The following is a 17,239-nucleotide window of genomic DNA, read 5'->3' on the forward strand; positions in this document are numbered from 1 at the left end:
TTGAATCCTAGTAGCATACAGTGATTTTACTGTAATTCTGTCACAAAGCAAAAGATGACAGGAAATTTTCAGTAAATGTGAGTATTTGTTAGTATTGGTTAAGAAAACAGTAACTAGCTACTAACCCCTACACCCCTATTTCCGATGCTTTTTTCTGCATAGTTTTAAAAATGTTGTAAAACCCATTAGCGCGGGAAGGTGTGAGGCTGACATTTAACCCTGTGGCTTGAATAAAATCAGGAGTTAGTTGTACAATTTCATTAGGTGATGATCCGTTTAACCCTTCTATTAAAAGTGCTACCAGTCCCTTAGTCAGTTGAGAATCAGAATCTCCCTGAAAAACCACCTTGCCATCATTGAGTGAAGCTGTGACATATACCTGAGAGACACAACCAGGGACTTTATTTTCGGAGATTTTATCAGCTTCGGGAAACTCTGGTAATTTTTGAGCATACCAGATTAATTGTTCATAACGGCGCTTTGGATCAGAAGCACGTTGAAAGCGTTGCACAATCTTGGCTAAAGCAGGTGGTAAGGAGTCAAGACTCAAGGACATAGTAAATCTAGAAAATAAATCAGTCTTATGTTGAGTGTAAATGATCTGCGATCTTTAAGAGCGATCGCAGTTGACTGGGGATTAGTGATTGGTGATTGGGTTATTAACTTCCCTTTCTTCCCTTTCTTTCCCAGTCCCCAGTCCCCAGTCCCCAGTCTTCAGTCCCCAATCACCAATTATGAAGTAATTCAAAAAAATATTAAATAATGCTGCAAAATTGGGACATTGGTTGAATTTTATTAGTAATTATGAAGATTATCAGCCCCTAATTCTGTAATCTGAGGAGAAAATCGGATGTTGACTTCTACTCTAATCGCTGCTGCAACTACACCCCTAGAATGGTCTCCTACCGTTGGCATCATTATGATCATCGCCAATATTATTGCGATCGCCTTTGGTAAATTTACAATTCAATATCCCAGTGCTGAACCCGCAGCACCCGCACCTCAATTCTTTGGTGGTTTTGGTTTACCTGCTATACTTGCTACTGCCGCTTTTGGTCATATCTTAGGCGCTGGTATTATCTTGGGATTGCATAACATTGGTAGAATCTAGGATTTACATCTCATCTCGTCTTTTGTGATTCATTATCCCGGCCGCATCTACAATGGTCGGGATTATTTACGAACACAGTTGACTAAATGGAAATAATCTGGCATAATTGCTAATGCAACCTACGGGGTTATAGCTCAATTGGTAGAGCGCTTCAATGGCATTGAAGAGGTCAGCGGTTCGATTCCGCTTAACTCCATAGCTTATAAGCCTTACTGTGTCTGGTTTTTAAGGTACAGGTGGTAGAAAGTGCAAAACTCTCTATTTGGACTTTCTACTAATTTTCTACCAAATCTGTCAAGCGTTATATGTGTAATTTTTTGCATTACAAAAAATAATCCCCTAACTATCACCAGTTAGGGGGTTTTTGCCTATTTCCTATAAAATGTAAAAATTATTAATTGGAGTCAAGAGTTCGAGCTTTGTCAATCAATGCTCAGAAATGTTCAGCGTAAATGAATCAGACTGGTGAGTAAGTTATGAGTAATTTATTAAGAGGAGTCAACCTGTATTTAATTGGGATGATGGGTGTCGGTAAAACCACAGTTGGGCGGTTACTGGCTCAAGAATTGGGTTATGGTTTTATAGATACTGATGATGTCATAGTTAAAGCTGCTGGTAAATCCATTAATGATATATTTACTGATGAAGGTGAAACTGGGTTTCGGCAGTTGGAAAGTGATGTGTTAGCTCAAGTTTGTGCTTATACTAAATTAACTATAGCTACTGGTGGGGGTATTGTCTTGCGACAAGAAAACTGGAGTTATCTACATCATGGGTTGATAGTTTGGTTAGATTGCAGCGTGGAAACAATTTTTAATAGGTTGTTAGAAGACACTACAAGGCCACTTTTACAAGATTCTAATCCTGAAAGTAAATTGCGATCGCTCCTGCAACAACGTCAACCGCTTTACTCCCAAGCTGACTTACATATTACCATCACCCAGGAGCAAACCCCAGAACAAATTGTGGCAACGATACTAGCAGCAATACCTAGTGTTCTCAAAACTCAAGTTTCCCAACACCAAAATTGATCTGAGGATATTTTGTGATGCTAGGGTATTTTCATGTTTTGATCATGTAAAAATCCTGCATCCTCAAAATTGAAAATTAGCCAATTCTCAAAATGATTAACGATACCGAGTATATCAGGCAAGCGGAAGCTAATCGCGTCGAAGTTCTCAGCGAAGCACTACCCTACATTCAAAAATTCTCAGGTCGTACCGTTGTTGTCAAATACGGAGGTGCGGCCATGAAAGACGGTAGCCTCAAAGATAAAGTTATCCGTGACATTGTATTTTTATCCTGTGTAGGCTTGCGACCAATTTTAGTACATGGTGGTGGTCCAGAAATTAACAGTTGGTTGGGTAAACTGGGAATTGAAGCACAATTTAAGAATGGTTTGCGTGTCACCGATGCACCAACAATGGATGTGGTAGAAATGGTGTTAGTCGGCCGAGTCAATAAAGAAATTGTGGCTCTGATTAACCAAGCTGGGGGTATGGCTGTGGGACTGTGCGGTAAAGATGGTAATTTAATTACTGCTCGTCCTCAAGGTGATGAAGGTATTGGTTTTGTAGGGGAAGTCAGTAATGTTAACATCAAGATATTAGAAACTCTCGCCAGTAATGGTTATATTCCCGTGGTTTCTAGCGTCGCTGCTGATGATAACGGACAAGCTTATAATATTAATGCTGATACCGTAGCGGGAGAAATAGCAGCTGCTTTAGGAGCAGAAAAGTTAATTTTGCTGACGGATACACGGGGTATTTTAACCGATTACAAAGACCCATCTACCTTAATTCCTAAAGTAGATATTCCTGAAGCGCGTCAATTGATTAACGATGGTATAGTTAGTGGAGGCATGATTCCTAAAGTGACTTGTTGTGTGCGATCGCTCGCTCAAGGAGTCAAAGCTGCACACATTATTGATGGTCGCATTCCTCACGCATTATTGTTAGAAATTTTTACAGATGTGGGAATTGGTACAATGATTTTAGGTTCTCAAGTTAAATGATAAATTGGTGATTGGGGACTGGGGACTGGGGACACTTCGACAAGCTCAGTGCATCGCTGGGGACTGGGGACTGGTGATTGGTGATTGGTGATTGGTAATTGGTAATTGGTAATTGGTAATTGGTAATTGGTGACTGGTGACTGGGAAGAGTAACCAATAACTAATGACTCATAACTAATGACTCATGACTAATAACTAATAACTAATAACCAATAACCAATAACCAATAACTAATGACTCATGACTAATAACTAATGACTAATGACTAATGACTACAGAAAGTTTAGAAATTGCGAAAAATCGTTACATTGCTGGAAAAGTAGCTTTTGAAAATGGACAATATCGGGAATCTGTGGAAAACTTAGAAAAAGCTAGTTCCTTATTAGCAAAAAATACACGCTTTGGAGGTGAAGTAGACATTTGGTTGGTAAATGCTTATGAAGCTGCGGGACGTTCAGAAGATGCGATCGCACTTTGTCAACAACTCACCCGTCATCCCCATTATGAAACCAGATCACAAGCCAAAAGATTAGTATATATTTTAAAAGCGCCCAAACTTAAACGCCCAAAAGAATGGATGACAGAAATTCCTGATTTTGGTAATATTGGGGAAAACGAAGCTAAAACAGTCATCACCGCAAAACCCAAAAAAACCACAAAACAAAAAACCGCAGAACCAGAATACATTGATCTCAGTCAAGTCAATACAAAAGATAATCGTTTTATTTGGGTAGCTTTAATTGCAGTCGCTTTAACCATTTCCTATTTAGTTTGGTTAACTGTGTGAGTTGGTGACAGGTGACAGGTGACAAGTGACAGGTGACAGTAAAAAGGTAAATTTAGAAAAAACAAGTTTATGAATATTTTGCATCTTCTGAATATTATGAATATAGATAATTTGCCAAAAACCAGATTTCATTTAATATTAATAAAAATAGCAAGATTGGTTTTTAAAAACATCATCAACTTAAAAACCACCAGAAAACTATTTTCCGTTTTCCTAATTTTGGCATCTTTAACATTATCTGGATGTGTACAATATGATTTAGGAATTAACTTTAATCATACCAACAACGGCGAATTAGTACAACATATTAAATTGCCGGAAACAGTCATCAGTTTTAGCGGTGATTATATTTCCGAATGGTCAAAAACTTTAGAACGTCGTGCTAGAAAACTATCAGGTTCAGTAAAACGCATTTCTCCAGAAGAAATTATTGTCAAAATACCCTTTACCAGTGGAAAGGAACTACAAGAAAAATTTAGTGGTTTTTTCAACTATACCACTGCTCCAAAAAATGATAAAATTGGCAATAATTCAGAACTACCAAATATAGCATCTAACTTAATTGTACAGGATAATAACTTTTTACTTTTATCGAGAAATCATTTAATCTATGATTTAGATTTGCGTTCTCTTGCTGCACTTACCAGTAAAGGAAACAACTTAAATGTCACGAGTTCAATTATTGATTTAGATTTTAGCTTACAAACACCTTGGGGAGTTAACAATATTCAACAAACTGAAAATATCATCCAACCAGAAAAGAATGGTAAACAACTCGTCTGGAAACTAAAACCAGGTGAGTTAAATCATATAGAAGTTGTATTTTGGACTCCTAACTTCCTGGGTATTGGTACATTAATAATTGTCCTGTTTGTTTGGGGTGGTTATTATGTGCGATATACATTGTTAGTCTCAAGATAAATTTTGTCAGAATTAGGATATCCAGGATTAAAGGATTTACAGGATAAGCTGTTGTGCATTTAATTTGTATAAGTGGAACAGGCATCTTGCCTGTTAAACAAGAGTTCAGAATATTAGGATTATACAATTTAGCTGTGTAACAGCTTATGAGCGATCGCATATTTTTTAGTTTTCGACTTGACAAGCTGCAAGGTTAGTTGTACACTTATGTTATGAGTGGAAATCTGTGGGCGCAATATATATAAAGTTTTTAACAGCCTGGGTTGAGATTTTCGGAACGCAGATGAACGCAGATAGACGCAGATGGTGAAAATCAGGACAACCAACATTTAAGGATGTAGAGGATGAAAACAGAAAATCTCTCTAAAACCTCTTACCTTTGTGTCCTTTGCGTTCTTTGCGGTTCATTCTTCCATGACTTGTGCGTAACCAACCATCATCAAATAACATCCTGTAAATCCTTAAATCCTGGACATCCTGATTCAGACAAAAAAATCCTTCAAGAATAACCAACAATCATCAAATAACATCCTGAAAATCCTCAAATCCTGGACATTCTGATTCAGACAATACCACTCCCTTGGATTATTCTAAAACCTATGATAACACAACCCTGTGAGAAGTCAAGACCCTTGAAAATACGTTAATTCATTCGCAACCATTCTCAATAATTTTGGGCTAAAAAAGGGTGTTGAAACTTTTTTGGGATTTTTAAGTTAAAAATTGTTAAGGTGCTGACGTTAAGACGCTAAGAAATAAAACATCAGTGTTATGAAATTAGCGAGTATATTATTGTATATATTATAAATATCAAAGTATCTACCCCAAACAATGAATCAGATATGTTGTCTGAACCCAGACTGTCATAACCCACCCGTACCAGATACGACAAAGTTTTGTCCTAATTGTGGTGTTCCTTTGGTTATGCTGAGAAACCGTTATCGTCCTGTGAAACCTTTGGGTGGTGGTGGTTTTGGGAAGACTTATTTAGCTGAAGATGTTGATAAATTAAATGAGAAGTGTGTTATTAAACAATTTGCACCCCAAACTCAAAATACCTACGCTTTAAAAAAAGCTAAGGAATTATTTGAGCAAGAAGCAATACAACTAAAAGACCTGAAACATCCCCAAATTCCCCAATTACAAGCTTATTTTGATGAGGATGATTGTTTATATTTAATTCAAGATTTTATTGAAGGTGAGAATTTATTAATTGAGTTAGCAAATCAGGGAAATTTTGATGAAGAAAAAATCCGTAATTTATTGCTGGATATGTTACCAGTTTTGCAAATAGTCCATAGTAATAACATCATTCACCGCGACATCAAACCAGAAAATATTATGCGTCGTCGCAGTGATGGGAAATTATTTTTAATTGATTTTGGTGCTTCTAAACAACTCCAGGGAACAATGAGACCAGGTACACAAATCGGTACTTACGGTTACGCAGCTTTGGAGCAAATGGAAGATAGAGAGGTTTATCCTGCTAGTGATTTATTTAGTTTAGGTGCAACTTGTTTTTATTTAATGACAGGGGTTTATCCTGGTGATTTGTGGAGTAGACAAGGTTACAGTTGGGTGAAAGAATGGCGTAAGCATTTACAGCAATCTGTGAGTTTAGAATTAGGAAATATTTTAGATAAGTTATTAGAGGTAGAATATCAAAAACGTTCTCAGTCAGCAGAGGAAGTATTAGAAGCTGTCAAACCTCCGGTTAAACTACAAACACAACCAAAATATGGAATAAATAAAATTGTGGTTTTGATAATAGTTTGCTTATCACTACTACTAGGATTTATATTGCTTACATCCCCAGTTTACCCCAACAACATCACCACAGCAACCTTAATTAATACCCTGACTACAGATAATGATGTAAATTCTGTAGCTATTAGCTCCGATGGTCACACTTTAGTTGGAAGTGATGACAACACTATTAAAATTTGGAATTTGGTTACAGGAGAATTGAAATCTACCCTCACTGGTCATTCTGAATGGGTTCTTTCTCTAGCCATCAGCCCCGATGATCAGACTTTGGTCAGTGGGGATTATGACGAGACTATCAAAATCTGGGACTTGGCCAGAGGAGAATTGAAATCTACTCTGACTGGTTATTCTAACTTGGTTGATTCTGTGGCGATTAGTCCTGATGGTAAAACCGTGGTCGGTGGGAGTTATGACGAAACTATCAGGATTTGGAATTTGGTTACAGGAAGATTAAAATCTACTCTGATCGGTCATTCTGGCGAGGTTTATTCCCTAGCTATCAGCCCTGATGGTCGGACTTTGGTCAGTGGAAGTAGTGACAATACTATCAAAATTTGGAACTTAGCCACAGGAGAATTGAAAACCACCCTCACTGGTCATTCTCAAGCAGTTCAGTCTCTAGTCATCACTCCAGATGGTAAGACTTTAGTTAGTGGGGGTTATGACGGCACTATTAAAATTTGGAATTTGGCTACAGGAGAATTAAAATCTACACTCGTTGGTCATTCTCAGTCGGTTGATTATTCTAGGTCGGTTTGGTCTCTAGCAATTAGTCCCGATGGTAAGACTTTGTTCAGTGGAAGTTATGACAAAACTATTAAAATTTGGAATTTGGCCACAGGAGAATTAAAATCTACCCTGACTGGTCATTCTGACTCAGTTCGTACCCTAGCCATCACCCCCAATGGTAGAACTTTAGTGAGTGGAAGTGATGACAACACTATCAAAATTTGGCGGTTAGAATAGTCTGAATCAGGATGTCCAGGATTTAAGGATTTACATGATGGTTTTTGAAGATTAATCTAAATTTTCAGAAATTGTATTTTGTCTGAATCAGGTGGTTATCGAGCGAAGTCGAGATAATAACCAGGATTTAAGGATGTACAGAATAAGAACGCAGATAGACGCAGATGATGAGAATCAGGACCACCAACATTTAGGGATGTACAGAATGAAAACAGAAAATCTCTCTAAAACCTCTTACCTTTGTGTCCTTTGCGTTCTTTGCGGTTCATTCTTCCATGACTTGTGCGTAATCAACCATCATCAAATAACATCCTGTAAATCCTGTAATCCTGGACATCCTGATTCAGACAAAAAAATCCTTTCAGAATAACCAACAATCATCAAATAACATCCTGTAAATCCTCAAATCCTTGACATCCTGATTATGGCATGAACGCAGATAAACGCAGATAGACGCAGATGGTGAAAATCAGGATAACCAACATTTATGGATGTAGAGGATGAAAACAGAAAATCTCTCTAAAACCTCTTACCTTCGTGTCCTTTGCGTTCTTCGTGGTTCATTCTTCCATGACTTGTGCGTAACCAACCATCATCAAATAACATCCTGAAAATCCTGTAATCCTGGACATCCTGATTCAGACAAAAAACAGTTATACTCAAATCAGAGACTCTAAAACTGCATTTCCAGTCTGGAGACTGGGAACGAGGAAAACAAGGAAATCAAATTATGAGTATAGTATCCTTAGAAATACCAGAAGAAATATTAATCACTCTCAAAGAAACACCTAAAAATTTATCAAGAGAGTTACCAATTTTAGCCGCAGTGAAACTTTTTGAACTGGGTAAACTCTCATCAGGGAGAGCAGCACAATTAGCGGGAATTTCGCGGGTAGAATTTTTAACAATTTTAGGACGTTATCAAGTATCACCATTTTCCTTGACGGCTGAACAATTAGAACAAGATGTTAACAATGCTTAATTATTCAGTGCTTAATTCTTCAGTCATAGTCAATACTTCACCTCTGTTGTATCTTCATCAAGTTGGACATTTAGAGCTACTACAAAAGCTGTATAGTGAGATTTTAACACCTCCTGCGGTGATTGAAGAATTAGCAGTTGGTAAAAAGCAAGGAATTAATGTACCAGACATTCATTCTATTGATTGGATTTTAATTACTCCGGTAAAATCAATTAGTTTAATTCCTGCTATTATAGATTTGGGACAAGGTGAAGCAGAAGTATTAGGTTTAGGTTTAGAAAAACCTGGCAGTTTGTTAATTTTTGATGATTAATTAGCTCGACGTATTGCTAATATACACAAATTAAAATACACGGGAACATTAGGTGTTTTAGTAAAAGCTAAAAAATTAGGTTACTTATCTTCTATTGCTCCTGTGATTGCTATGTTGAAACAACAAGGAATGTGGTTAAATGATAGCATTATTAATGATGTTCTCAGATTAGCTGGAGAATCTTTCTAAAAATAGAAATACAAAAAATCATGCCCACAATAATTAATCGATCCCTCACCTTAACAGAATTTCTCAAACTCCCAGAAACAAAACCGGTCAGGGAATATATCAACGGGGAAATTATCACTAAACCCATGCCCAAAGGCAAACATAGCCGCTTACAATTAAGACTATGCAACAGTATTAATGATATCACAGAAAGCGAAAAAATAGCTTATGCTTTTCCTGAATTGCGTTGTAGTTTTGGTGTGCGTTCCGTAGTTCCTGATATCGCGGTTTTGAAATGGTCAAATATTCCCTTTACTGCTGAAGGTGAAGTCCCTAATGATTTTTTCATTCCTCCAGATTGGACTATTGAAATTCTCTCACCTGAACAAAATTCAACTCGCGTGATAGATAATATTTTATATTGTTTAAATCATGGTTGTTTGTTAGGTTGGTTAATAGATCCTGAAGATCGTTCTATTTTGGTTTTTCGTCCCCAGCAACAACCAGAATTATTCAGAGGTGATCAACAGTTACCAATTTTAGAAGAAATCAATTTACAATTAACAGTTAATCAAATATTTGCCTGGTTGAAAATGATAGGTTAATGATGATATTTGTGTCAGAATCAGGATAACCAGGATTAAAGGATGTAGAGGATGAAAATAGAAAATCTCTCTAAAACCTCTTACCTATCCTTCGGGAACACCTTCGGTGAACGTGTCCTTTGCGTTCTTCGTGGTTCATTCTTTAGTGACTTGTGCGTAACCAACCATCATTAAATAACATCCTGTACATCCTCAAATCCTAATTCAGATCACCTATTATAAATAAATCTATGATTCTACAAACTCACCCAACTCAAAAAACACCCATTATCACCTGGGAACCACTTCCCGCCGATTTTATTTTACCTGATGACCCAGTGGAAAATATTCAACAACCACCTTTAGCAGCTGCACTTACTGACGCTTTAGGTGCAGCAGGACGCATCCTCCCACAAATGCTGATTGGCTCTAATTTTGGGCTTGTAGCCACCTTAAACAAAAAAATCATCGTCAAAGCCCCCGACTGGTTTTATGTGCCACAGGTGCATCCTGTAGCTACTGATGTGGTACGTCGCAGTTATACACCCAACCTCGAAGGAGAACCTGTAGCTGTGGTGATGGAATTTCTTTCTGATACCGAAGGTGGAGAATTATCATTACGTTCCACACCACCTTATGGAAAGTTGTATTTTTACGAACACATTCTCCAAGTTCCCACTTATGTCACTTATGATCCCTACGAACCCAGTTTAGAAGTACGCTGTTTGCAAAATGGAGAATACAACAAACAAAAAGCAGACCCTAATGGACGTTTTTGGATTCCTGAACTCTCACTATTTTTAGGAATTTGGCCAGGTGAAAGATTATGTCAAACCATGAACTGGTTGCGGTGGTGGGATAGTGACGGAAATTTGCTGCTGTGGAGTAGTGAACAAGCTGAACAGGAACGTCAACGGGCTGAACAGGAACGTCAACGGGCTGAATTATTAGCAGCTAAGTTACGAGAACTAGGTATTGATCCTAACACTATCTCCTAAAATTGTGGTACGGGCATCTTGCCCGCTACAAAAAATTAAGGTGACAAACGTTGTATTTTCCAACTTCCATCATCCCACCGAGAATACAGCAACCGATCATGTAACCTGCTAGAACGTCCTTGCCAAAACTCTATTTCTTGGGGAATTACCCGAAAACCTCCCCAGTGAGGTGGTCTAGGAACTTCCTGATTTTCATATTTACGCTGGAAATCCTGTAATTGTACTTCTAAAACTTCCCGACTAGCAATTACTTCACTTTGATTAGAAGCCCACGCGCCCAAACGACTATTATGAGGACGTACTTCAAAATATCCATCCGATTCTTCAGCAGAAATCTTTTCTACACATCCCACAATTCTCACTTGTCGTTCTAATTCTGCCCACCAAAATACTAACGCAGCTTGAGGATTGGCTGTTATTTCTTGTCCTTTGTGACTGTTGTAGTTGGTAAATAAAACAAAGCCCCTTTCATCAAAATCTTTTAATAAGACCATTCTGGCTGAAGGTTTACCATCAGGGGTAGATGTAGCCAAAGTCATGGCGTTAGGTTCTAATAATTTTGCTTCTATAGCCTGATCAAACCATAATTTAAATTGTATAAAAGGATTAGGGTTAACTTCTGTTTCATTCAAATCTTGCAAAGTGTAGTCTTTACGAAGGTCAGCAATATTTTTATCCATTGGTAATGGGTAATTGGTAATGGGTAATTGGTAATTGGTAATTATCATACATTTTATAACCTATTCCCCATTCCCTATTACCTATTCCCTATTCCCTAAGATTAAATCAAATGCGCCGTTCAGCCTCTTTACAAACTCTGCTAATTTATGGTCTGAGTGGCCCGATTATCGCTCTCAATGTCTGGCTACTGTCTCTGCTGTTTCGTTATTTCCAGCATCCAATTACTATTCTGAGTATTGCGGCAATTTTGGCGTTTTTGCTGAATTACCCGGTGAAATTATTAGAAAAAGCTAGGATTACTCGCACTCAGGCAGTGATCATAGTTTTAATCTTCACTTTAGCTTTGTTGATTATTTTGGGTTTTACCCTTGTACCGATGGTAATTGACCAAACAATCCAACTTTTAAACAAAATTCCTGATTGGTTAGCCTCCAGTCAAGACAACCTGGAAAATTTGCAAATGTTAGCACGTCAGAAACGTATAAAACTTGACCTAAGTTTAGTAACTGAGCAAATTAATACTGGTGTGCAGAACATTCTACAACAGATAGCTTCTGGTGCGGTGGGATTTGCGGGAACTTTATTATCAGGATTGCTGAATATAATGTTAGTAATTGTACTAGCTTTTTATATGCTGCTATATGGCGATCGCCTGTGGTATGGCTTAATTAATCTCCTGCCATCTTATATTGGCATCCCCTTCAGCAAGTCCTTACAATTAAATTTTCAGAACTTTTTCCTTAGCCAATTATTACTGGCACTGTTTATGGTGGTAGCCCTGACACCGATTTTCTTATTTTTAAGAGTACCATTTGCCCTATTATTTGCCATTATCATCGGTATTTCTGAGCTTATTCCCTTTATCGGCGCTACATTAGGGATAGGGTTGGTAACGTTATTAGTGTTTTTACAGACTTGGTGGTTAGCATTTCCAGTAGCAATGGTAGCAATTATCATGCAGCAAATCAAAGATAATATCCTATCTCCCAAGTTGCTTGGTAACTTTATCGGACTCAATCCCCTATGGATTTTTATAGCGATTTTGATGGGATTTGAAATTGCTGGTTTGTTGGGAACACTGGTTGCTGTACCCATTGCTGGTACTATCAAAGGCACTTTCGACGCTATTAAAAACAACAAAAATGGAAATTCTGTATATAGTTATGCTGTTGTTGATGATTAGTGATTAGTGACTGGTGACTGGTGACTGGTGACTGGTGACTGGTGACTGGTGACTGGTGACTGGTGACTGGTGACTGGTGACTGGTGACTGGTGACTGGTGACTGGTGACTGGGGACAAATATTTACTTTCTTCCTCCTGAACTCCTGACTCCTGACTCCTGAACTCCTGAACTCCTGACTCCTGACTCCTGACTCCTGACTCCTGATAAATTAATGGATGCCCAAAAACTATTAGAAACGATTACACACTTGATTGAACAAGCCGAAAAGGGAGAAATAGACCCTTGGGATGTGCAGGTGATAGAAGTGATTGACCGTTACCTAGAACTAATGTCACCACAAACCACCGCTAGAGGTTATGAAACTGATTTGTCTCAATCGGGACAGGCTTTTTTGTCAGCATCCATGCTTGTACTATTTAAAGCTAATACTTTAATGCAATTGTCAACCGTAGATAATATTATAGATAATGTGTCTGATGATGCAATGCTGGATATTGCGGATAGTGAATTATACAATGTTCAACGTTTGCAATTAGAGCGACAGTTGCGTCGTCGTCCAGCAGCAATGCCACCACCAAAGCGTCGTGTGACCCTGCAAGAGCTAATTGAGCAATTGCAGATTATGGCTAACCAGCTAAAACGGGTAGAGAAAACCAGCAAACCTATCCGTCCTAAGCGTCAGCCGAGTATGAAAACGATGCGGGAGGCATTAGAATTAGCTCACCAAGAAAATTTAACAGAAGTAGCTTCAGAACTAGAACAGGTGCTGCATCTTTCTGCAAGGGAGTTAAATGTACAGGAACAATGTTGGAATCTAGAACAACTGGTAAAATTGTGGACTCAGACAAAGCAAGCAGGGAAAAAATCAGCAAATGCAAATGATTCTGACCATGAATCAGAAAATGGCGACATGGTGAGCGTTTTTTGGGCTTTACTGCTGCTGTCTGCACAATCTAAAGTAGAGCTATATCAGGAAGAATTTTATCAGGAGATCACAATCCGTTTACCTAGTTCAGCCAACCGTGCAACCCCATAAACGACAATAAACGACTATAAACGACCATAAACTAAAATATTCGTGAGCAAAATCCAGAATCCTAGTACATTGATAAATATAACTTAGTGATGATTAAGTATCACGGGATAAAAACAGTAAACTGGCTTGTGGTTGAGGAATAGTTGAGGAATAGTTAAGGAAAAAAAATTATGAAAGCGATGATTCTCGCAGCGGGTAAAGGCACTCGTGTACGTCCTATTACATATACCATTCCCAAACCAATGATTCCCATCTTGCAAAAGCCAGTGATGGAATTTTTGCTAGAGCTATTGCGTCAACATGGTTTTAACGAGATTATGGTGAATGTTAGCCATTTAGCTGAGGAAATTGAAAATTATTTCCGTGATGGTCAGCGGTTTGGTGTGCAGATTGCCTATTCTTTTGAAGGGAAAATTGATGATGATGGTAAACTGGTCGGGGAAGCCATAGGTTCGGCTGGGGGGATGCGCCGTATCCAAGACTTTTCGCCTTTTTTTGATGATACGTTTGTGGTCTTGTGTGGTGATGCTTTAATTGATTTAGATTTAACTGCGGCGGTAAAGTGGCATAAATCTAAAGGTTCAATTGCTACCATTATTACTAAGTCTGTTCCCAAGGAAGAAGTTTCTAGTTATGGTGTGGTTGTCACAGATGATGATAACCGCATTAAGGCTTTCCAAGAAAAACCTTCGATAGAGGAAGCACTCAGCACAAATATCAACACGGGTATTTATATTTTTGAACCAGAGGTGTTTAAATATATTCCTTCTGGGGTTGAGTATGATATTGGTAGTCAATTATTCCCGGAACTTGTAAAAATCAATGCGCCTTTTTATGCCATTCCGATGGATTTTGAATGGGTAGATATTGGTAAAGTACCTGATTATTGGCGAGCTATTCGCGGTGTGCTGTTGGGTGAAATTAAAAATGTGCAGATTCCTGGTTATGAAGTCGCCCCTGGTATTTACACTGGTTTGAATGTAGCTGTGAATTGGGATAAGGTGGATATTACTGGACCTGTTTACATTGGTGGGATGACAAGAATTGAAGATGGTGCGAAAATTGTTGGACCGACGATGATTGGACCTAATTGCTGGATTTGTAGTGGTGCAACAGTAGATAATAGTGTGATATTTGAATGGTCGCGCTTGAGTCCGGGAGTCCGTTTGGTTGATAAGCTGGTATTTGGTCGTTATTGTGTGGATAAGACCGGTGCAGCTATTGATGTGCAAGCAGCCGCTTTAGACTGGTTAATTACAGATGCACGTCAAACTCCACCTTCGGAAATTCCTTTAGAACACCAAGCGATCGCCGAATTGTTAGGGACAAGCATAATTTAGGTAATAGGTAATGGGTAATGGGTAATGGGTAATGGGTACAAGTTTTTTCAATTACCAATTACCAATTACCAACCACCAGTCCTAACTATTATTCAAGTAAGTATATCTCATGAGACTTTGCTCGTAAGTTTGTAGCAGTCTTTGAGATTCGGCTAGGGTAATGCGGTTTTCTTCTAAGGCTTGTTCACAACGCTGGCGGATGTTTTCTACCATGTCTTCTGAGTCGTATTGTACGTAACTTACGACTTCTCTCATGGTATCACCCTTGACAACGTGTTCTATTTGGTAGCCTTTGGGTGTGAGTTGGATATGAACGGCGTTTGTGTCACCAAAGAGGTTATGTAAGTTACCCATGATTTCTTGGTAAGCGCCGTTGAGGAACATTCCCAGATAATAGGGTTCGTTAGGTTTGAATTTATGCAGTTCTAAAACTGATTTGACATCTCGTAAATCAATAAATCGGTCAATTTTACCATCACTGTCACAGGTGAGGTCTGCTAAAATTCCTCTTTGGGTGGGTTCTTTATCTAGCTTATGTATGGGCATGATGGGGAATAGTTGATCAATTGCCCAACAATCAGGCGCTGATTGAAATACGGAAAGATTGATATAGTAGATGGAAGCCATGATTTTTTCTAGGTCTTCCAGTTCATCGGGTACGTATTCTTGTTGTTTGGTAATTTCCAGAATTTTGTGGCAACAAGCCCAGTATAAACGCTCGGCTTTAGCCCGTTCTTTGAGTCTTAAAATTCCCAAGTTAAAACGGCTGATGGCTTCTTCTTTGAATTGGGCTGCGTCGTGGTAAAATTCTTGATAGTTCTCTTTGTTGATGGATTGATAGGTTTCCCACAAATACCTAATAATTGGTGATTCTCCTTCTTGTGGTTCTTCTGGGGTATCGCGGGGTACATCACTGGTACTAAGAACATCAAAGATGAGAACTGACTGATGAGACGCGATCGCTCTACCACTTTCACTAATCAGTGTAGGTACGGGAATCTGCCGTTCTGAGCAGGTATCTTTTAATTCTGCTACAATATCGTTAGCATAGTTTTGCATATTGTAGTTTTTGGAGGCGTAGAAGTTGGTTTGGGAACCGTCGTAATCTACGCCTAAACCACCACCGACATCGAGATATTTCATGTCTGCGCCTAACATCGCTAATTCTACATAAATGCGACTGGCTTCTTGAATGGCATCTTTAATCACATTGATGGCGGAAATTTGCGAACCGATATGGAAGTGTAACAACTGCAAAGAATCGAGTAAATTGGCTTCTTTGAGTTTTTCCACTGCTTCCATAATTTCCGGGATGGTTAAGCCAAACTTAGCGCGATCGCCTGTGGATGTTCCCCAGCGTCCCATGCCTTGGGTGCTTAATTTTGCCCGTACACCTAAAATCGGTTTAATACCTAACTGATGACTAGCTGCAATGGCTATATCTACTTCTTCAATTTGTTCTAAGACGATAATCGGTGTTTGTCCGAGTTTTTGGGCTAACATTGCCGTTTCAATGTATTCTCGGTCTTTGTAGCCGTTGCAAACTAACAATGCTCCTGGTGTATCCAATACAGCGAGAGCAATCATTAATTCCGGCTTAGAACCGGCTTCTAGCCCAAATTGATGCGGTTTGCCAAATCTGACCAAATCTTCAATTAAGTGCCTTTCTTGGTTACATTTGACGGGGAAAACACCACGATAAACACCGGGATAATTATAACGAGCGATCGCTTTCGCAAAACAAGCGTTTAATCGCTCTATCCGGTCTTCCAAAATATCAGAAAAGCGAATTAACAACGGAAGTCCCAAATTTCGTTGTTTTAAAGCATTGACTAATTCAAATAAATCTAGAGAACCCCCGCGATCGCCCTTGGGAGAAACTGTCACATGACCAGCAGCATTAATGGAAAAATAAGGCTTACCCCAACCTTCAATGCGGTATAAGTCCTCACTATCCTCAATTTTCCAAGTCCGAGATAAATCCCCTGACATGGTGCTAGGTGGTAACAGTTTCTTGTGCTTTTGGTTTTTCACTTCTGATTTATCTGATTTATCTGATTTATGACCATTGGTAGGCACTTTCACCATCTCATCAGTAGTTGACTCAACACCCATTTCTTCCTGACCTCTGTATATCACCCACGAACTAACAATTTAACGCATTCGTCTAATAACAGATATGCACCTAGAAAGATTTTTTCTTGGTTAACAATCAGTTAAGGAAGGAGGCAGGAGGCAGAAGGCAGGGGGCAGGAGGCAGGAGGAAATTAGCTAGTTAATCATTTGCTAACTTTCGCTAACTAATGCTATACTTTCCTCATGGCATACATACCACTCAGAAAAGCGGTCGAATTTCTGGGATTGCATCCAAACACTTTAAGGAGAT

18 protein-coding genes, 1 tRNA gene and 1 pseudogene are annotated in these 17,239 nt (G+C 38.7%); 15 read left to right on the forward strand and 5 right to left on the reverse strand.

Annotation, left to right across the window (positions count from 1 at the left end; genetic code table 11):
- Window positions 1-127: 127 nt before the first annotated feature.
- Entirely contained in the window at window positions 128-556 is a 429-nt protein-coding gene (locus FFR48_RS16330) for a SufE family protein (RefSeq protein ID WP_137668101.1), read from the reverse strand.
- Window positions 557-583: 27 nt separating this feature from the next.
- On the opposite strand from FFR48_RS16330, the gene FFR48_RS16335 reads away from it, so the two are divergent.
- The 5 genes from FFR48_RS16335 (at window position 584) to argB (ending at window position 3,125) form a co-directional block, all read left to right on the forward strand.
- Window positions 584-763, forward strand: a complete 180-nt coding sequence (locus FFR48_RS16335) for a hypothetical protein (RefSeq protein WP_137668102.1) — start codon at window positions 584-586, stop codon at window positions 761-763.
- A gap of 87 nt (window positions 764-850) precedes the next feature.
- Window positions 851-1,111, forward strand: a complete 261-nt coding sequence (psaK, locus tag FFR48_RS16340) for a photosystem I reaction center subunit PsaK (protein WP_096565613.1) — start codon at window positions 851-853, stop codon at window positions 1,109-1,111.
- A gap of 123 nt (window positions 1,112-1,234) precedes the next feature.
- Window positions 1,235-1,307: transfer RNA gene (locus FFR48_RS16345), tRNA-Ala, on the forward strand.
- Window positions 1,308-1,587: 280 nt separating this feature from the next.
- Complete coding sequence (locus tag FFR48_RS16350) at window positions 1,588-2,142, forward strand: shikimate kinase (RefSeq protein ID WP_137668103.1); 555 nt, start codon at window positions 1,588-1,590, stop codon at window positions 2,140-2,142.
- 92 nt (window positions 2,143-2,234) lie between these two features.
- On the forward strand, window positions 2,235-3,125 hold the full coding sequence (gene argB, locus FFR48_RS16355; protein ID WP_096565617.1) for an acetylglutamate kinase: 891 nt from the start codon (window positions 2,235-2,237) through the stop codon (window positions 3,123-3,125).
- Here argB and FFR48_RS29020 read toward each other — a convergent pair.
- The gene (locus tag FFR48_RS29020; protein ID WP_190348735.1) at window positions 3,118-3,282 is read right to left on the reverse strand and encodes a hypothetical protein; all 165 of its coding nucleotides are present in this window, start codon (window positions 3,280-3,282) and stop codon (window positions 3,118-3,120) included. The genes argB and FFR48_RS29020 overlap by 8 nt on opposite strands.
- A 111-nt stretch (window positions 3,283-3,393) precedes the next feature.
- Here FFR48_RS29020 and FFR48_RS16360 point away from each other — a divergent pair, with 111 nt between their 5' ends.
- From FFR48_RS16360 to FFR48_RS16390, 7 genes and pseudogenes are all read left to right on the forward strand, one after another.
- Entirely contained in the window at window positions 3,394-3,912 is a 519-nt protein-coding gene (locus FFR48_RS16360; RefSeq protein ID WP_137668104.1) for a tetratricopeptide repeat protein, read from the forward strand.
- A gap of 69 nt (window positions 3,913-3,981) precedes the next feature.
- The gene (locus FFR48_RS16365) at window positions 3,982-4,833 is read left to right on the forward strand and encodes a DUF3153 domain-containing protein (protein WP_137668105.1); all 852 of its coding nucleotides are present in this window, start codon (window positions 3,982-3,984) and stop codon (window positions 4,831-4,833) included.
- Window positions 4,834-5,664: 831 nt separating this feature from the next.
- Window positions 5,665-7,566, forward strand: coding sequence for a serine/threonine-protein kinase (locus tag FFR48_RS16370; protein ID WP_137668106.1), 1,902 nt, complete (start codon window positions 5,665-5,667; stop codon window positions 7,564-7,566).
- A gap of 730 nt (window positions 7,567-8,296) precedes the next feature.
- On the forward strand, window positions 8,297-8,548 hold the full coding sequence (locus FFR48_RS16375) for a UPF0175 family protein (RefSeq protein ID WP_137668107.1): 252 nt from the start codon (window positions 8,297-8,299) through the stop codon (window positions 8,546-8,548).
- A pseudogene (locus FFR48_RS30810) lies at window positions 8,541-9,050 on the forward strand (PIN domain-containing protein). The gene FFR48_RS16375 and the pseudogene FFR48_RS30810 overlap by 8 nt, the downstream one beginning before the upstream one ends.
- 20 nt (window positions 9,051-9,070) lie before the next feature.
- On the forward strand, window positions 9,071-9,634 hold the full coding sequence (locus FFR48_RS16385; RefSeq protein ID WP_137668108.1) for a Uma2 family endonuclease: 564 nt from the start codon (window positions 9,071-9,073) through the stop codon (window positions 9,632-9,634).
- A gap of 230 nt (window positions 9,635-9,864) precedes the next feature.
- Window positions 9,865-10,611, forward strand: coding sequence for a Uma2 family endonuclease (locus tag FFR48_RS16390; RefSeq protein WP_137668109.1), 747 nt, complete (start codon window positions 9,865-9,867; stop codon window positions 10,609-10,611).
- Between the two features lie 35 nt (window positions 10,612-10,646).
- On the opposite strand, the gene pdxH is transcribed toward FFR48_RS16390, so the two are convergent.
- Window positions 10,647-11,291 (reverse strand): pyridoxamine 5'-phosphate oxidase, encoded by a 645-nt coding sequence (gene pdxH / locus FFR48_RS16395; RefSeq protein WP_137668114.1) that lies wholly within the window; start codon window positions 11,289-11,291, stop codon window positions 10,647-10,649.
- Window positions 11,292-11,401: 110 nt separating this feature from the next.
- On the opposite strand from pdxH, the gene FFR48_RS16400 reads away from it, so the two are divergent.
- Window positions 11,402-12,475, forward strand: a complete 1,074-nt coding sequence (locus FFR48_RS16400; protein ID WP_137668110.1) for an AI-2E family transporter — start codon at window positions 11,402-11,404, stop codon at window positions 12,473-12,475.
- Here FFR48_RS16400 and FFR48_RS29035 read toward each other — a convergent pair.
- On the reverse strand, window positions 12,420-12,593 hold the full coding sequence (locus FFR48_RS29035) for a hypothetical protein (RefSeq protein WP_201277628.1): 174 nt from the start codon (window positions 12,591-12,593) through the stop codon (window positions 12,420-12,422). The two genes, FFR48_RS16400 and FFR48_RS29035, sit on opposite strands and share 56 nt — an antisense overlap.
- 95 nt (window positions 12,594-12,688) lie before the next feature.
- Here FFR48_RS29035 and FFR48_RS16405 point away from each other — a divergent pair, with 95 nt between their 5' ends.
- Both FFR48_RS16405 and FFR48_RS16410 read left to right on the forward strand, forming a co-directional pair.
- Window positions 12,689-13,513 (forward strand): segregation/condensation protein A, encoded by an 825-nt coding sequence (locus tag FFR48_RS16405; RefSeq protein ID WP_137668111.1) that lies wholly within the window; start codon window positions 12,689-12,691, stop codon window positions 13,511-13,513.
- A gap of 170 nt (window positions 13,514-13,683) precedes the next feature.
- Window positions 13,684-14,853, forward strand: coding sequence for a nucleotidyltransferase family protein (locus tag FFR48_RS16410; protein ID WP_137668112.1), 1,170 nt, complete (start codon window positions 13,684-13,686; stop codon window positions 14,851-14,853).
- Window positions 14,854-14,934: 81 nt separating this feature from the next.
- Here the strand turns inward: FFR48_RS16410 and speA are convergent, their stop codons facing one another.
- Window positions 14,935-16,968 carry a biosynthetic arginine decarboxylase gene (gene speA, locus FFR48_RS16415; RefSeq protein WP_137668113.1) on the reverse strand — a complete coding sequence of 678 codons (2,034 nt, stop codon included), beginning with the start codon at window positions 16,966-16,968 and terminating at the stop codon, window positions 14,935-14,937.
- Between the last annotated feature and the right edge of the window lie 271 nt (window positions 16,969-17,239).

Source organism: Sphaerospermopsis reniformis (assembly GCF_005402885.1).
GTDB classification, from domain to species: Bacteria; Cyanobacteriota; Cyanobacteriia; order Cyanobacteriales; family Nostocaceae; genus Sphaerospermopsis; species Sphaerospermopsis kisseleviana.

What these genes read in the sequence shown, in the direction of transcription:
- pdxH (WP_137668114.1), bottom strand. Translation starts at nt 11,291, where the DNA reads ATGGATAAAAATATTGCTGACCTTCGTAAAGACTACACTTTGCAAGAT.
- FFR48_RS16390 (WP_137668109.1), top strand. Translation starts at nt 9,865, where the DNA reads ATGATTCTACAAACTCACCCAACTCAAAAAACACCCATTATCACCTGG.
- FFR48_RS16365 (WP_137668105.1), top strand. Translation starts at nt 3,982, where the DNA reads ATGAATATTTTGCATCTTCTGAATATTATGAATATAGATAATTTGCCA.
- FFR48_RS16335 (WP_137668102.1), top strand. Translation starts at nt 584, where the DNA reads ATGTTGAGTGTAAATGATCTGCGATCTTTAAGAGCGATCGCAGTTGAC.
- FFR48_RS16385 (WP_137668108.1), top strand. Translation starts at nt 9,071, where the DNA reads ATGCCCACAATAATTAATCGATCCCTCACCTTAACAGAATTTCTCAAA.
- FFR48_RS16410 (WP_137668112.1), top strand. Translation starts at nt 13,684, where the DNA reads ATGAAAGCGATGATTCTCGCAGCGGGTAAAGGCACTCGTGTACGTCCT.
- FFR48_RS16400 (WP_137668110.1), top strand. Translation starts at nt 11,402, where the DNA reads ATGCGCCGTTCAGCCTCTTTACAAACTCTGCTAATTTATGGTCTGAGT.
- speA (WP_137668113.1), bottom strand. Translation starts at nt 16,968, where the DNA reads ATGGGTGTTGAGTCAACTACTGATGAGATGGTGAAAGTGCCTACCAAT.
- argB (WP_096565617.1), top strand. Translation starts at nt 2,235, where the DNA reads ATGATTAACGATACCGAGTATATCAGGCAAGCGGAAGCTAATCGCGTC.
- FFR48_RS16375 (WP_137668107.1), top strand. Translation starts at nt 8,297, where the DNA reads ATGAGTATAGTATCCTTAGAAATACCAGAAGAAATATTAATCACTCTC.
- psaK (WP_096565613.1), top strand. Translation starts at nt 851, where the DNA reads ATGTTGACTTCTACTCTAATCGCTGCTGCAACTACACCCCTAGAATGG.
- FFR48_RS16370 (WP_137668106.1), top strand. Translation starts at nt 5,665, where the DNA reads ATGAATCAGATATGTTGTCTGAACCCAGACTGTCATAACCCACCCGTA.
- FFR48_RS16405 (WP_137668111.1), top strand. Translation starts at nt 12,689, where the DNA reads ATGGATGCCCAAAAACTATTAGAAACGATTACACACTTGATTGAACAA.
- FFR48_RS16350 (WP_137668103.1), top strand. Translation starts at nt 1,588, where the DNA reads ATGAGTAATTTATTAAGAGGAGTCAACCTGTATTTAATTGGGATGATG.
- FFR48_RS16360 (WP_137668104.1), top strand. Translation starts at nt 3,394, where the DNA reads ATGACTACAGAAAGTTTAGAAATTGCGAAAAATCGTTACATTGCTGGA.
- FFR48_RS16330 (WP_137668101.1), bottom strand. Translation starts at nt 556, where the DNA reads ATGTCCTTGAGTCTTGACTCCTTACCACCTGCTTTAGCCAAGATTGTG.